Source organism: Planktothrix pseudagardhii (genome assembly GCF_904830925.1).
GTDB classification, from domain to species: Bacteria; Cyanobacteriota; Cyanobacteriia; order Cyanobacteriales; family Microcoleaceae; genus Planktothrix; species Planktothrix tepida.
This window is the reverse complement of sequence record NZ_LR882967.1, coordinates 6,505,798-6,521,336: the sequence shown is the minus strand read 5'-3', so window position 1 is coordinate 6,521,336 and position 15,539 is coordinate 6,505,798. Positions and strand designations below refer to the sequence as shown.

Annotated in this window: 10 protein-coding genes; 9 read left to right on the top strand and 1 reads right to left on the bottom strand. The window is 37.5% G+C overall.

From position 1 onward, the window contains the following. The first annotated feature begins 49 nt into the window (after positions 1 to 49). From NMK36_RS28155 to NMK36_RS28115, 9 genes are all read left to right on the top strand, one after another. A complete protein-coding gene (locus NMK36_RS28155) occupies positions 50 to 2,719 on the top strand; it encodes a glycosyltransferase family 2 protein (protein ID WP_254175135.1) in 2,670 nt (889 codons plus the stop codon). A gap of 378 nt (positions 2,720 to 3,097) precedes the next feature. Beyond that, the gene (locus NMK36_RS28150; RefSeq protein WP_072717470.1) at positions 3,098 to 3,850 is read left to right on the top strand and encodes a peptidylprolyl isomerase; all 753 of its coding nucleotides are present in this window, start codon (positions 3,098 to 3,100) and stop codon (positions 3,848 to 3,850) included. Then, positions 3,847 to 6,855, top strand: coding sequence for an ABC transporter transmembrane domain-containing protein (locus tag NMK36_RS28145; RefSeq protein ID WP_254175134.1), 3,009 nt, complete (start codon positions 3,847 to 3,849; stop codon positions 6,853 to 6,855). The genes NMK36_RS28150 and NMK36_RS28145 overlap by 4 nt, the downstream gene beginning before the upstream one ends. 210 nt (positions 6,856 to 7,065) lie before the next feature. Beyond that, positions 7,066 to 8,889 (top strand): chromosome partitioning protein ParA, encoded by a 1,824-nt coding sequence (locus NMK36_RS28140; RefSeq protein WP_306341355.1) that lies wholly within the window; start codon positions 7,066 to 7,068, stop codon positions 8,887 to 8,889. A 171-nt stretch (positions 8,890 to 9,060) separates the two neighbouring features. Then, positions 9,061 to 10,845, top strand: a complete 1,785-nt coding sequence (locus tag NMK36_RS28135; RefSeq protein WP_072717474.1) for a hypothetical protein — start codon at positions 9,061 to 9,063, stop codon at positions 10,843 to 10,845. 97 nt (positions 10,846 to 10,942) lie between these two features. Then, positions 10,943 to 11,491: a dTDP-4-dehydrorhamnose 3,5-epimerase gene (gene rfbC, locus NMK36_RS28130; RefSeq protein WP_072717475.1), complete on the top strand. Its 549-nt coding sequence runs from the start codon at positions 10,943 to 10,945 to the stop codon at positions 11,489 to 11,491. Then, complete coding sequence (gene rfbD, locus NMK36_RS28125) at positions 11,488 to 12,363, top strand: dTDP-4-dehydrorhamnose reductase (protein ID WP_254175133.1); 876 nt, start codon at positions 11,488 to 11,490, stop codon at positions 12,361 to 12,363. The genes rfbC and rfbD overlap by 4 nt, the downstream gene beginning before the upstream one ends. 74 nt (positions 12,364 to 12,437) lie before the next feature. Continuing rightward, entirely contained in the window at positions 12,438 to 13,511 is a 1,074-nt protein-coding gene (locus NMK36_RS28120; protein WP_072717477.1) for a glucose-1-phosphate thymidylyltransferase, read from the top strand. Continuing rightward, positions 13,508 to 14,419 (top strand): glycosyltransferase family 2 protein, encoded by a 912-nt coding sequence (locus tag NMK36_RS28115; protein WP_072717478.1) that lies wholly within the window; start codon positions 13,508 to 13,510, stop codon positions 14,417 to 14,419. Before NMK36_RS28120 ends, NMK36_RS28115 begins: the two co-directional genes overlap by 4 nt. On the opposite strand, the gene NMK36_RS28110 is transcribed toward NMK36_RS28115, so the two are convergent. After that, positions 14,396 to 15,280 carry a hypothetical protein gene (locus NMK36_RS28110; RefSeq protein ID WP_072717480.1) on the bottom strand — a complete coding sequence of 295 codons (885 nt, stop codon included), beginning with the start codon at positions 15,278 to 15,280 and terminating at the stop codon, positions 14,396 to 14,398. The genes NMK36_RS28115 and NMK36_RS28110 overlap by 24 nt on opposite strands. Positions 15,281 to 15,539: the final 259 nt, after the last annotated feature.

Below are 15,539 nucleotides of genomic sequence, written 5' to 3'. Positions count from 1 at the left end.
AGTTTATTTCAGTATTCCCAGTATTTAATACAATTTATAACATAATTTTATGCCGAGAGTCACCGTTATTATTCCCACTTACAACCAAGAACAATATATTTTAGAAGCAATTGACAGTGTTTTAAACCAAACCTATCAAGATTTTGAAATTATTATCACCAATGATGGTTCTTCTGATAAAACTCTAGAACGCATTCAAGAAAAATCAGATCCTCGAATTCGCTGGTTTTCTTTCGAGCAGAATCAAGGTGTGAGTATAGCAGCAAACCATTGTATTCGTCAGGCGACTGGAGAATTCATTGCAATTTTAGACTCTGATAATATTTTTTTACCGGATAAGATTGAAAAACAAGTCAATTTTTTAGATAATAATCCTCAGTTTGATGCTGTTTTTACCTATGCGGAAATTATTGATAAAACAGGAAATCTTCATCAGGGAAAAGAAGCTTCTTTTAAACAAATATTTGCCCAAAAAAACAAAAATCGTTTTCAATGGTTAAATTCTTTTTTTTATTGTGATAATTCTCTGTGTAATACCAGTGTTTTAATCAAAAAAAAATGTTATGATCTAATTGGATTATATGATCCCCGATTACGTCAAGTTCATGACTTAGATTTTTGGATACGTTTATGTCTTAAGTCTGAAATTTATATTTTACCTGAACCCTTGGTTTTATTTCGGTTTCACGATAGCAATATTAGTGGAGTAACAACTGAAAATATGATTCGACATATTTGGGAAATTCCTCAACTACTTCAACATTATCTCAGTCCAGAAGTTAGCCAGATTTTCAACACTATTTTTCCTCAGCAGTCCCTAATTCAACCTCCCATTACACCGGGTGATCTTCAATTTTTAATTGCAAAATTGGCTTTAACTGTTCATCGTCTCAGTCATCAGTATTTTGGAATTTCTACCTTATATCAGTTGATGAATAATGCTCAAACGGCTGAATACATTGAGAAAAAATATTCTTTTAAATATACTGATTTGATTCATCTCGCAGGAATTCATGATGCTTTTCAATTAACAAACAACAGAAAACTTAAGCAAAAACTTGAAATAGCTCAAAAAGAACTGGAATTAATTCAAAATCAAAATCAAATTTTAAATAAAAAGTTAGCTATAATTTCTAATTCTGCTAGTGTTGAAACTGACTCAGATGTAATTCAATTTTTTCCTTTGGTGAGTATATTAATTCCAACTTATAATGGAGAGGAATTTGTAAAAACTGCTCTTCAAAGTGCTTTAGAACAAACCTATCCTAACTTAGAAATTATTATTTCTGATGATGGTTCAACAGATAACACGATAAAAATTGCCGAAGCTTTTCAAGAGAAGTCTTGTCTTCCTTATCGAATTCTGACTCATTCTAATTATGGATTAGTCAAAAATCTCAATTTCTGTATTAAACAAGCTCAAGGGAAGTACATCAAATTTATTTTTCAGGATGATTGGTTAGAACCCAATTGTATTGAAGAGATGGTGAATTTAGCCGAACAAGATCCAGAAATTGGTTTGATTTTTTCTCCGCGTCAAGTTGTGATTCATCCGAATTCAACCTCCGATCTTATTTGTCAATCTGCTTATAAAGGTGCCGTTAATTTACATCAAAAATGGTCTAATCTAAAACCCGTTCAATGGGGGCAAGATCTTTTGTCCGATTCCAACTGTTTAATGGGAGGGTTAAATAAAATTGGTGAACCTACAACTGTATTAATTCCTAAACACGTTTTTGAAGAATTAGGAGGATTTGATCCTAATCTTCACCAACTTTTGGACGTGGATATGTGGTGGAGAATTATGGGACGTTATAAAATTGGTTTTGTAGATCAAGCTTTATCTTCGCTTCTCATTCATAAAAATCAACAAACTCAAGTTAATATTGCTCAACAGGAAAATTACAAAGATTATGAGAGACTTTATTTAAAACTCTTGCAAGATTCAAGTTATTCGTTTTTGAACCCATCTTTAAAAAAAGTAATTTTACAGAAAGCTTTATTTAATTCAAAATTTTATCTAAAATTAACAAAAAATTTAATGAGTCAATATCAAAATAATCCTCGATCCCAAATTATAGAAACTCTTCAATTAGTTCGCCAAATTTTAGTTCAATATTGGTTAACTTTAGCTTCAATCGAGTTAGAAACTAAATATTCCCAAGAAATTCGTCCCATTTATCAACTTTTTTTAAACAGTAATCTCGTTGATGAAGAAGTCAGTGAAATCGAGCAACATTGGATTGAGGAAATTAAAAAAAGGCTTTCTCAAGGTTTATATTCAGGTGATTTAATTCCTGAACTGATGGGATTGATGTTATATCAAAGAGCTTATCAACTTCCTTTTATCTATAAAAATGCGGTAATTCCTAACTACTTTTTTTCTGAGTTTGTGACTTGGCTATTTACAAGTATTGAGGGTTGTAAAATCCAAGATAAGATAGAAAAATATATTTATTTTCAAGAAAATTTATTAGCTTATATTACTCAAAACTTAACCCCAAATTCATCCTCTCAGGAACTGTGGATCTATGTAACCCAATCTTATTTTCAATATTCTCGACTCAACTTTGAGAGTTTAGACTCTATTAGTCTCGATAAGATCTATGCTTATAGAAACCAAATGATTAATTTCTTAGTTCAACACTCAAAGGGTACTGATCCGAATCGATCCATTCATCCAGTTTTAGCAATCGATGTACAACCAGAAGACTGCTAGAGCATCAGTATCCGAGTCGTGATGGGGAACCCAAAAGCTATCCGCCACGTCACTGTATAAACAGCAAACTTTCACTTTCAGGCTTCAAGGGGATGAAATTCACGGATTGGGATGCTTTCAAGTCTTCTAAAATCGGTGGATCTCAAACCCAAGTAATACTAGAGCAAGGAACAAGGACAAGGATTAAGATGAGTATGAACAGCCCAAAGAGATTTTTTTCAGCAGTTTCCCAGAAGTTGAGGTAATTTAGAGATGATCAATTCAGTGGGGGGGTAAACGGTCTGCTATTATTTGGACAAAGAGATTAGATGCGGTAGTCACTCTAGGACTACTCAAGGTAAATTTGAAAGGGGTAGTGAAAGTCGGTTGGAGAGTTCAATGACAGGAGCGTTCAAAGTCGGAGAAACTATTATCACAGCAGAGGATCTACCATCGCTGCTCAAACGTTATCAGTTAATGCCCTTATTTCTGCGCGAAGTGATTTTGGAGCAAGCGATTGCTAAGATTACTTGTACAGAGGAAGAACGAGCAGCGGCTCTCGAAAGATTTGATTCGCAACACCAACTAACTTCCCCAGAAGCGAAAGCAGCTTGGCTGGCGGCTTACGATATGACCCCAGAACAACTGGTGGAAATGGCAGAACGCCCCGTGAGAGTGGAAAAATTTAAACAAGAGACGTGGAGTGGTCGAGTCGAAAATTATTTTCTCAGTCGCAAAGGTAATTTAGATCAAGTTGTATATTCTTTAATTCGGACTAAAAATCCAGGTTTGGCTCAAGAACTGTATTTTAGGGTAGCCGAAGGAGAAAACACCTTTGCTGAGGTTGCCCGAGAACATTCAGAAGGGCCAGAATCTCGGACAGGGGGGTTATTAGGGCCAGTTCCGGTCTCTCAACCCCACCCAGCGATTAGTAAACTTTTATCTGTGAGTCAACCCGGTCAACTGTGGGCACCTCGTCCCCTAGCAGAATGGTTTGTGATTATTCGGTTAGAAAAATTCATTCCGGCTCAATTAGACGAATCCATGCGTCGCCGGATGGTTGACGAAATGTTTGAAAATTGGCTACGAGAGCAAATGGCTCAAGTTGGCTCGCTACAACCTCTTCGCACTTCAGTGTCTTCAGTGTCATGACAACATCTGCCGTTTCTCAGTCCCAAATTCAGAGCTTTTTAGCTGAAACCAGCCCTTTTGATCGGCTCTCAGAGAAAGCCCTTCAAAGCTTGCTACCCAAATGCCAACTGTTGGGCTACCGTACCGGACAACCGATTTTTGAACGGGATAAGTTGCCGACTCAAATTACGATTATTTATCAAGGACAGGCTCGACTGCTGGGTTTTGATCCTAGGGCGCAACGTCATGTGAGTTTGGGCTTACTCGGAGCCAGAGAAATTATGGGCTGGGGAGGGTTAATCCGAGGGGTGCCTTGTGAAACGGCGATCGCTTCAACGGATACGATTTGTATTACGCTGTCGGCTATGGATTTTCTACAATGGGTGGCTAAAGAACCCACTTTTGGAGAGGCGTTCCGGGATCATGCCTCTGTCAGCGAAATTTTTGAGCTTTTAAGCCAATATCTGCAACAACAGGCGGTTCCCGTTAACAATATCAAGACTCTAGCCCAAGATCTTTGGCAAGATGCCATTGTGCTGAACTTGCTGAGTGGCAACAATAAGGTCAAGGAGCTCCAAAATCAACTTGATCCGAATCGGATTTGGTTAGTCAGTAGTGGAACCTTGGGCAGTTTTACTCCGGGTAATCGGGTTTTATTAGAAGACAGTGCTCAATCTTACAAAGCGGAAGGGCCACAGGGAGTTCGATTAATTGGTTTACGAGAACCCGTTTATGAAGAAGAATCTCCCCCGGAAAGCCACGACTCAGAGGTTGTTACTCAGGACTTAACTTCTAGTGTTCGCAAAATAGACTTATCGGCAGTTACGGCGGCTCCCGATGTTCCTCCAATTCCAGAACCGACAAATTTGCCTAAATCCGCTCAACGGTTCCCGGTTGTTAGAGGTCGAGGCAAGATTGACGCCCCTCTGGCTTGCTTCAATATGATTGCTAAATTCTTCGGAATCAACTTTAAAAAAGATGTTGTACGCCGAGTTTTAGATAATCAGTTGGCGACAGTGGGCAATATCAGCTTGCAGGCTTGTGGGGCTGTAACTCAAATGTTAGGGATTAATGCTCAGTTAGTCCAAGTTCCAGCCCGTGCAATCGGTCGCTTGAAAGCTCCGGCTATGGTGGTGTGGGGAGATAGTTTTGCCATTCTCTATAGTATTACGGAACGAGAACTGGTGCTGGCAACCCCGGAAAAGGGTCTCACCCGAATGCGTCCGGGGCAGTTCAGCGAAATTTGGGGTGAAGAGGGACAGGTACTTCTCTTGCAGGCCCCACGGGTTGACCAGAAAGAACAATTTAGTTTCTGGTGGTTTGTACCGGCTTTGATGGAGCATCGCACCACCTTTATTGAGGTGTTGCTATCCTCGTTTTTTATTCAAGTGTTCGGTTTGGTCAACCCCTTGGTGAGTATGGTGATCATCGATGCGGTGATCGGACAGCGTAACTTAGATGCTCTGAATATTCTGGGTCTTTTGCTGTTGGGGGTTGCACTATTTGAAGGGTTGTTGACGGCGTTGCGAACTTATTTATTTGTGGATAGCTCTAACCGAGTTGATATTAAGCTGACGGCAGAGATTATTGACCATATGTTGCGGCTGCCTTTGGGGTATTTTGATACTCGACAAGTCGGGGACTTGATGAGCCGTTTCAATGAGTTGGGAAATATCCGTAATTTCCTGACGGGAACGGCTTTAACGGTGGTGCTGGATGCGGTGTTTTCGGTGGTTTATGTGGCGGTGATGTTTGCTTTGAGCCCGGTGCTGACTTTGGTGGCTCTGGCTCCTTTGCCATTGTTTGCGGGGATTATTTTTGTTTTTTCCCCGGTGATTATGCGGCTAATTCGCAAACGGGCAGGTTTGATGGGGACAGCCATGGCTTATATTGTGGAGGTCATTAGTGGAATTCAAACAATTAAATCCCAAACCATTGAACTCACAGCCCGTTGGCGTTGGCAAGGAATGTATGCTCGGTATATGAGTGCGAGTTTACAAACGACTCTCACCCAAACTGCCGCCGGAACCATGAGCGACTTCTTGAATAAGATTGGGGGAATTGCCCTGTTATGGGTGGGGGCTTATCTGGTGATTAAACAAGAGTTAACCATTGGGGGTTTAATTGCCTTTCGGATTATTTCAGGAAATGTGACGGGTTCGTTGTTGCGGTTTATTAGTGTTTATCAAAATGTGCAGGAGGTGGCAATTTCTGTGGAACGGTTGCGAGATATTATTGATAGTTATCCTGAAGCAGATGAGGCGGATCGCAATAATATTCCGTTACCTGAAATTGAAGGGTCGGTGACGTTTGAGGAGGTATCTTTCCGATTTAATCCAACTGGGCCGTTGCAATTGGCGAATGTGAATTTAGATTTTCCTTCTGGGTCTTTTGTGGCGATTGTGGGGTTGAGTGGATCGGGTAAGAGTACGTTGATGAAGTTGTTGCAGCGTTTATATGCTCCTTTGTCGGGACGAATTTTAATTGATGGTTACGATATTAATAAAGTAGAACTGTATTCTGTCCGTCGTCAATTGGGGGTGGTACTACAAGATACCCTCCTGTTTAATGGAACGGTTCAGGATAATATTGGCTTGAGTAACCCGGAAGCCAGTAGTGACGAAATTATTCGGGCTGCTAAAATTGCAGCGGCACACGATTTTATTATGAGTCTTCCCAATGGTTACAATACCCCGGTGGGGGAAAGGGGAACAGCATTATCGGGGGGACAACGACAACGGGTGGCGATCGCGCGCACAGTGTTACAAAATCCTAAACTGTTAATTTTGGATGAAGCGACCAGTGCCTTAGACTATCAATCGGAACGCTCTGTGATTAATAACTTAATGGATGTGTTTCATGATCGCACGGTGTTTTTTATTACTCACCGTCTGAGTGCTGTCAAAAATGCGGATGCAATTATTATGATGGATCAAGGGTCTGTTGTTGAACAAGGAAACCATGATGAGTTAATTGCTCTGAAGGGACGTTATTACTGTCTGTATCAACAACAAGAAGCTCATTAATCAGTGATCAGTCAACAGTCAACAGCAATCAGTGAAAGAAATAAAATCAAGATTTTTAGGTGTTGAAAACAACTGTAACTGGTTCTTAACTCTTGCACTGATAACTGATAACTGATAACTGATAACTGATAACTGGTAACTGATAACTACTAACTGATTATGAAATCTGTATCACTGATTGATCAACCTGTTATTCTTGAGAAACCGGCAATGTGGTCTCATATGTTTCTCTGGATGATCATGTTGATAACGACTTCAACGGTTGTTTGGGCTTATTTTTCTCGGATTGAACAAACGGTTCCTGCTGTTGGGGAACTGGAATATAAAGAAGGTGCTAGAGAAATTCAAGCTCCGACGACGGGTGCGGTGGTAAGACTGCACGTTGAAAATGGCGATCGTGTGCAGAAAAACCAACCTCTTCTCACCTTCAGCCCTACAAACCCCAGTGCTGATATTAAGTCTTTGGCTAAATTACAAGGAACTCTGAAGGAGGAAAACCAATTTTATAATAGTATTATTCAGGGAAATGGCAGGGGAAATTTACCGGCTGAATGGGAAACAATGGTTAAAGATCGCGATGCCAGACTACAAGAAAATGAGGTTTTAACGGGTTTAATTAATGAACTTTATAATAATCAAGGTCGAGCCATTAACTATAGCCCTACTCAATCGGGTGTAGTGGCTAATTACCGGGCTGAATTTCAATCTCGTGTGTCTGCGGTTGAGGGACGAATTATTGAATTTAAAAGACAACTCGAACAAACGGAAAATTCGATTCGGGCAACACAAGAACAAGTTCAATATGCGACGAATCAAATTCGCTATTCTGAAGAACAATTAGACTTAGCGAAGGCTCAACTTAATAAGTCTCAAGAATCTTTGGATCTGAATCAATCAATTTTGGGTCAAATTGCTCCGTTGGTTGAAGAAGGGGCGATGTCTGACTTAAATAAAAAACGTCAGGAACAAGAAGTTTTGAAAAGTCAAAATGAATTTTTACGTCAGCAGGATCAAATCACAACCCGTCAAAGTGAAATTAATGCTCGTAAAAGTGACGTTGAGAAACAACAAGCTGAAATTAGACGATTAGAAGATGAGAAACAGAAGGTTTTAGCTTCTATTGATCGAACAGAACAAGAATTGCAAAATACAAAAGATGCGTGGGCAAAAGAACTGTATCTTCGGGTTGAAGAAAATAAAAAACAAATTGCTAGTATTGATTCTCAACTAAGCCGATATAAACTGGATAATGAAAAGCGCTTAGGAGATGTTAATGCTCAGTTGGAAAAAGTTGAAGAGCAGCGGGATACTCAAGTCTTACGTTCACCGGTGGCTGGGGTAATTTACGATTTACAGCCCTCAACGAAACAAGATTCTGAACTCGATATGAAAAAGGATGAAATTTGCAACTATGTCAATGAGCAAGTTTTAAAATCGGGCGATCCCAGGATGAAGCGTTGTAATGAAGCCTATTATGAAGCTCAACAAACGGAAAAGCTCATGCAAATTTTAGCTGATGATAAGGGGCTTGAAGCCACAATTTATATTAGAAATACTGATTTAGCTTTAGTGCTCAATGCTTTACGAGTGAAGCGAAAATTTTTACAGCCTTATGATGGTAAAACGGTGGCTGGAGAAGTGATTGAATGTAAAGCAGAGAAAGATTGTATTTGTCCAGAATCTCCAGAAGCTCGACAAGAAATTGGAGTGACGGATACAGATTGTATTCCAGTAGAAGTCTCGATTGATGCTTTCCCCAATGATCAATTTGGGATGGTTCCCGGACAGTTGAAATGGTTAAGCCAAGATGCGATTAAACCTGATCCAGAAAAGGGCCGTCAATATTTTACTTTTAAAGGAAAAGTGAAATTAGATAAGCAAAACTTTACCTTAGATGAACAAAAAAATATTAAGGTTGGTTTACAGTCAGGTATGTCAGTGAATACCAAAATTAATGTGGGTAAACGGTCTGTACTTGATATATTCTTAAACCGCTTTACGGGTCGAGTCAACAGTATTACAAACTTGAAGTAATTTAATCAGTTATCAGTTATCAGTTATCAGTTATTACTGTAAATCACCAATAGTTGGTAACTGATATTCTATTAAGCATATCAATTTCTGATTCGGAAATTGTTAAATCCTTGTAGTATGAGCGTCGTCGGATTCTATGGTTTAAATACTTAACAGCTTAATTGGTAACTAATGGCTAAAAACTCCTCCTTTTTTGTCGATTTTCCTACTACTATTTTAGGGCTGTTATATTTAATCCCGATTTTGGGAATTATTGGATTTATTATTAAGTTTGGAGTGAATGTTCCGTTTTATGATCAGTGGGTTGTACCCGCCTTATTTGAAAAAACAGCTACAGGAACATTAGAATTTAAAGATTTATTTGAACTTCATAATAACCATCGAATTTTATTTCCTCGTTTAATTTTTATTGTTTTAGGGTTTATTTCGAGTTGGAATATTAAATTAGAGCTTTTTTTTAGCTTAGGGTTAGCAATACTAACTTTTATTTTGTTATATAAACTTTCCGTTAACACCTCAAAAAATCAAAACTCTTTTTTTTACTTTACTAATTTATTAATAGCTTTAATCTTTTTCTCCTTAGCTCAATCTGAAAACTGGCTTTGGGGTTTTCAAATTGCTTTGTTTTTGATTAATTTATGTGTAATCTTAAGTTGTTTTGTTTTAACACAAGAGCAACGTAAACCTACTCAAAAATTATTAATTGCAGCGATTCCTTGTTTAATTGCTAGTTTTTCATCTGCACAGGGTTTAATGAGTTGGTTGGCTTTAATTCCTTCCATTACAGTCCTTACAAAGGAAGCCAACCTCAGAAAAAAATATTTAATATTCTGGTTAATACTCTTTACAATTTCAACTTTAATTTACTCATTGGGGTATACTCAAGAACCAAAAACAATCAATCTTTCACTTCTCGAAAAATTGTTCACTGCGAGTCACTTCTTTTTTAATTTAATGGCTGCACCTTTAACAAATTCTTATACTTTAAGCCTTGGGATCGGGTTAATAATTGTATTAAATTTTATAGGATTAGGATTTTACTGTTTCCAAAACCGAAAAGATCAATACTATTTACTTAAATCCTGTTCTCCTTGGTTTTCGATTGGAATATTTTCTATTTTATGTTCAATTTTAATAACATTAGGTCGTTATGATTATGGAGCGAATTATGCGATTGATGCTTCTCGATATACGACTCATTCTTTACTTTTAATTATTGCTGTGATTCAACTTTGGTTTATTGTTATTACTCAATCTAAAACTCTAAACAAAAATTATAGTCTGAAACTGATTTATAGTTTTATAGCGGGAATTTTAGTTTGTTTAATTGGGGTAAAATCAGAAATAGCGATCACTCAAGCACAAACAGATTTAATCAATAAACAACGGGGTAAAACCTGCTTAGAACTCATTAACTATTTAGAAGACTCTAATTTCTTCAAAATCCATCCTGATCGCTGTTTATTAAGATTAAGTAAAACAACCTGGTGGATTCAAGATGGTGTTAAAAAACTCCAGACAGTCCACCTGAGAAATTGGGAAAATAATATAATCTTTAAACCTGAATCAGAACAGCTTTATGGTTATATTGATTTCCCTTTTTCCCGTGATCAACCCTTAAAAATTAAACCTCAAGACTCTATTACTTTAAAGGGATGGGCAATTTTTCCCCAGACTCAAAATCAACCCCAACTTGTCTTTTTTTCTCAAGGAAATCAACAATCCTTCTTCGCCAATGCCAATGTCGGTTTAAATAGTCCAGATATTGTTCAGGTCTTACATTCCCCCCACTATAATTATGCACGATGGCAGGTGCAAATTTCTACTTTAGAGATGAGTCAGGGCGACTCTTCGACCTTGAGAAACATAACGATTAAAGCTTGGGTCTATAATCCTGATAGTCATGAATTTTTCCCGTTAAAGGGGGAAATTAAGATAATTGTTGAGAAAGACTAACCCGTTCTTAACCTTGAAGTGAATGTTAATTGAGTTTTCATTTCTGTAGCAATAATTTGGTACAATATTTAGTCGCTGACCACTGCTTAACCTGAACATGAATATTATTCCAACTTCAATTCCTGATGTTCTCATCATTGAACCCAAAGTCTTTGGGGATGAACGAGGCTTTTTCTTTGAAAGTTTTAACCATAAAGTCTTTGTTGAAAAGACTGGAGTTACCTCAGAATTTGTACAAGATAATCATTCTCGTTCTGTTAAAGGTGTTTTGCGAGGTTTGCATTATCAAATTCAACAAACACAAGGTAAATTATTGCGTGTTGTTGCGGGAGAAATTTTTGATGTCGCCGTCGATATGAGAAAATCTTCTGCAACTTTTGGACAGTGGGTAGGTTGCATTCTTAGCGCAGAAAATAAGCGACAATTTTGGGTTCCCCCAGGATTTGCTCATGGATTTTTAGTGATTTCAGATATTGCTGAAGTCTTATATAAAACCACAGATTATTATGCACCACAATACGAGCGTTCTTTACTGTGGAATGATCCTGATGTCGGAATTGATTGGCCTCTCAATGGAATCACACCAATTTTATCAGCAAAGGATCAAGAAGGTCAATCCTTAAAAACGGCGGAGTTCTTCTCATGAAAAAAATTTTATTGATTGGAAAAGATGGTCAACTCGGTCAAGAATTACAGCCTTTTCTGACTGCTATGGGGTCGTTGGTTTCTGTAGGACGGGATACTCTTGATTTATCTCAACCTCAAATTATTGAACAAATAATAGAGGAAATTCAACCGGAATGGGTGATTAATACTGCGGCTTATACGGCTGTGGATAAGGCGGAAAGTGAACCGGAATTAGCAATGAAAATTAATGGAATTTCCCCCGGTATTTTAGCAAAAGCTTGTCAACAATTAAATGCTAAATTAATTCACATTTCTACAGATTATGTCTTCGATGGAACTCAAAGTCATCCTTACATTGAAACTGATTCTACTCATCCCTTGGGTGTTTATGGTCAATCGAAATTAGCTGGAGAAATTGCAATTCAAGAAACCCAAGCTAAATTTGCAATTATTAGAACCGCTTGGGTTTATGGTGTGGGGGGAACCGGAAATTTTGTCAAAACTATGTTACGGTTGGGAAAAGAACGGGAAGAAATTCGCGTTGTTTGCGATCAAGTAGGAAGTCCAACTTGGACAGGAGATTTAGCACAATCGATTGTCCAATTAATGCCACTTTTAAATTCTGAAACCTACGGAATTTATCATTGTACAAATAGTGGAGTAACCAGTTGGTATGATTTTGCGATCGCTATTGTTGAAGAAGCAAAACTATTAGGTTTTCCCTTAAAAATTGAACGGGTAATTCCAATTACAACCCCCGAATATCCAACGCCAGCAAGTCGTCCAGCTTATTCGGTTTTAAGTGGAAAAAAATTAGCCAATCTTCTCGAAACTCATACTCCCCAATGGCGTCAGGGATTGCGTAAAATGTTACAAGAATTAAAACCGTAGAGACGTGCCACGATGCGTCTCTTTCTACAAAACAATCGATGAATTAATCAACTATTAACCCTTAACGATTAATTATGAAAGCGCTGATTCTATCTGGTGGAAAAGGAACAAGGTTACGCCCTTTGACGTACACAGGTGCAAAACAATTAGTTCCCGTTGCTAATAAACCAATTTTATGGTACGGAATTGAAGGAATTATAGCCGCTGGGATTACAGAAATTGGCATTATTATTAGTCCAGAAACCGGAGAAGAAGTTAAAAATTTAACCGGTAATGGCGATTACTTTGGAGCCAAAATTACCTATATTTTACAAGAACAACCCGCCGGATTAGCTCATGCTGTTAAAGTCGCTCAACCGTTTTTAGGAGATTCTCCTTTTATTATGTATTTGGGAGATAACTTAATTGAAAGCCAACTTAATCAGTTTGTAGAACGCTTTAAACAGCAACAACTAGATGGGTTAATTTTATTAAGAAGTGTGCCTAATCCCACTGCCTTTGGGGTCGCTGTTGTTGATGATCAAGGACGAGTTTTACAGTTAGTCGAAAAACCCAAAGTTCCCCCTTCAAATTTGGCCTTGGTGGGAGTTTATTTTTTTGATAAAACTATTCATGAAGCGATCTCTCAAATTCAGCCTTCAGCACGGGGAGAACTGGAAATTACAGATGCGATTCAACAACTGATTAATAACCAGAAAAAAGTTGAAGCTTGTACCCTAGAAGGATGGTGGTTAGATACAGGTAAAAAAGATGATTTACTCAGCGCAAACCAAATTATTTTAGATTCTTGTATTATCTACGATGTTCAAGGAGAAGTAGACGAAAATAGTCATATTTTAGGACGAGTTAAAGTGGGTAAAGGGACAAAATTAGTCAACTGTAGTGTCCGGGGGCCAGTCATTATTGGGGAAAATTGCTATTTAGAAAATTGCTTTATTGGCCCTTATAGCAGTGTAGCCAATAAAGTCACTTTAATTGATGCAGAAATCGAGCATAGTGTCATTTTGAGTGAAGCTAAAATTATTGGGATTAATCAACGCATTGTGGATACAGTTATTGGTCGTCGGGCTACTTTAAGTACCGCACCTCAACGACCGAAAGCACTACGGTTTATGATTGGAGATGATAGTCAAATTGAATTAGCGTGATTTACTGGATAACGGTTAATTATTACTCCACCGAACTGATTCAACGATTAATTGATTCAATTGTTGTAGAGACGTTCCATGGAATTGTAGAGACGCGCCATGGCACGTCTCTACAGGGAATTAATTATCAAATTATTATTATTAATAATTCTCCCGATGATCATTCAATTTATCAGTTAAAATCTCCCTCTATTTTGATATTGGATTCCCCGGAAAACATTGGGTTTGGTCGAGCTTGCAATATTGGGTTAAATTCGGTTTATCAACAAGATCCTCAAGCACTGGTGTGGTTAATTAATCCTGATGCTTATCTCTCTAAAAATGCTCTATCTCAAGCCGTTGACTTCTTTGAACGTTACCCAGAATTATCGATTTTAGGAACAGTTATTTATAAATCTACTGGAGAATTAGAGTTTACTAGGGGAGAGTTTAACCCAAAAATTGGTAAAATTATTGTTAGTAATACAGTCTCAGAGTCTTTGCAAAATCAACCTTACCAGCTAACCGAATGGGTATCGGGATGCAGTTTATTAATTAATTTGAAAAACTTTAATCAATGTCCTCAGTTTGATCCGAACTATTTTCTTTATTATGAAGATTTTGACTTCTGTTTACGGTATCGAAACCAAGGACATCAAATTGGCATTACTTCAAAAATTAAAGTATTTCATGAGACTTCATCCATTACCCACAGAAATCCTACTCTTAAAATTAAGTACAGCATTTACAGTTACCTCCTTAGCCTCAACAAACATACCTCAAAAAGCGTGTTGTTTTACTGGTTATTACGAATTAGTTTTGTTTCCCTAATAACACTGCTAATTACTCCTCAAAAGTCTCAATCTAAACTTAAAGGAGTGATCCGTTTTATAGTTAGGCATTGTTTAAGAATAACGCAGTTGCAGTAACAAACGATGATTGTTTACAGGAGGCTTAATTTTATGAATACAAGATGGATCTTGAATAAAGCCAAATCCTGCATTTCCTAAGATTATTCGTTCTTGCTGACGACTATAATAACGATACACAAGATCATCAGGGTGTCTTCCCGAAAACAACAATGCTAACGGTTTATGAAGATGGGATTTTTCAATCATAATATGGGGGCCAGAATATTCATCCTGTACAGCAGTAATGTAGAAATAAACTGTCATAAAATTATATCCGGCAATATCATAATGATAATAGGTAGGAGGATAAATCTTTTGAATTTCAGTTTCCGGCAAATTAGAAGCAATACTCCAGGTTAAATGGGCTGTAATTCGATTAGGTCGATACTGAAGATATCGATGTACAATTTCTAACAAAATAGGGTCATGAATTAGTTGTTTAATCGCCGGACAATTTGAAGGTTCATCCACTAAAGCACGCACAACAGAATGTCCATCAGGTAAAGATCCTTGATGAACTTGATCAATCCAAAACCGATGTGGATATTTTGGTTCAGTACAGGAAGTTTGGCAAGCATAATCAAAAATTTCTTTCACGATTTCAAGAGGTAATTGAAGATTCAAGCTAACTGCTGTTTCTCGAATTTCCGCTAGACAAGTTTCAATATCAAATCCCGAAAACCAAGAAAAACTATTTATATCATAAACTTGGGGAGAAAGAAAATTTTGAAAATGCTGCTTTACTTTTTGAATTTGGCTATATATTTGTCGCATCCATAAAAAACGACTAATACCATACAAGCGATTGTTGTATAACTGATCTGGAGTTCGTTTTACAGGGTTTAATGACACCATAGAAGGTGATGTGTGATCAATCATAATGAATTTAAGGGGATTTAGTAAACAAAAAACAACCAAAATGAAGATTGAACCTTGAAACTATAATTTGCTGTCTGACAGAAATGCAGCAAATATTGAATAGATTAAGATTTTGACTATATTCTTCTGGATTAATAGATGAAATCAGGAAGATGAGTTGATTTTAGCAGCGTCATCATCATGGGTGAAAAATCTTCATTGTTTTAGGGTCTTAAAAGGGATATTAAAGCGGATGTTTGCAATGGTGAAAGATATTGTA

What these genes read in the sequence shown, in the direction of transcription:
- NMK36_RS28150 (WP_072717470.1), top strand. Translation starts at nt 3,098, where the DNA reads ATGACAGGAGCGTTCAAAGTCGGAGAAACTATTATCACAGCAGAGGAT.
- NMK36_RS28110 (WP_072717480.1), bottom strand. Translation starts at nt 15,280, where the DNA reads ATGATTGATCACACATCACCTTCTATGGTGTCATTAAACCCTGTAAAA.
- NMK36_RS28140 (WP_306341355.1), top strand. Translation starts at nt 7,066, where the DNA reads ATGTGGTCTCATATGTTTCTCTGGATGATCATGTTGATAACGACTTCA.
- NMK36_RS28135 (WP_072717474.1), top strand. Translation starts at nt 9,061, where the DNA reads ATGGCTAAAAACTCCTCCTTTTTTGTCGATTTTCCTACTACTATTTTA.
- rfbD (WP_254175133.1), top strand. Translation starts at nt 11,488, where the DNA reads ATGAAAAAAATTTTATTGATTGGAAAAGATGGTCAACTCGGTCAAGAA.
- NMK36_RS28155 (WP_254175135.1), top strand. Translation starts at nt 50, where the DNA reads ATGCCGAGAGTCACCGTTATTATTCCCACTTACAACCAAGAACAATAT.
- NMK36_RS28145 (WP_254175134.1), top strand. Translation starts at nt 3,847, where the DNA reads ATGACAACATCTGCCGTTTCTCAGTCCCAAATTCAGAGCTTTTTAGCT.
- NMK36_RS28120 (WP_072717477.1), top strand. Translation starts at nt 12,438, where the DNA reads ATGAAAGCGCTGATTCTATCTGGTGGAAAAGGAACAAGGTTACGCCCT.
- rfbC (WP_072717475.1), top strand. Translation starts at nt 10,943, where the DNA reads ATGAATATTATTCCAACTTCAATTCCTGATGTTCTCATCATTGAACCC.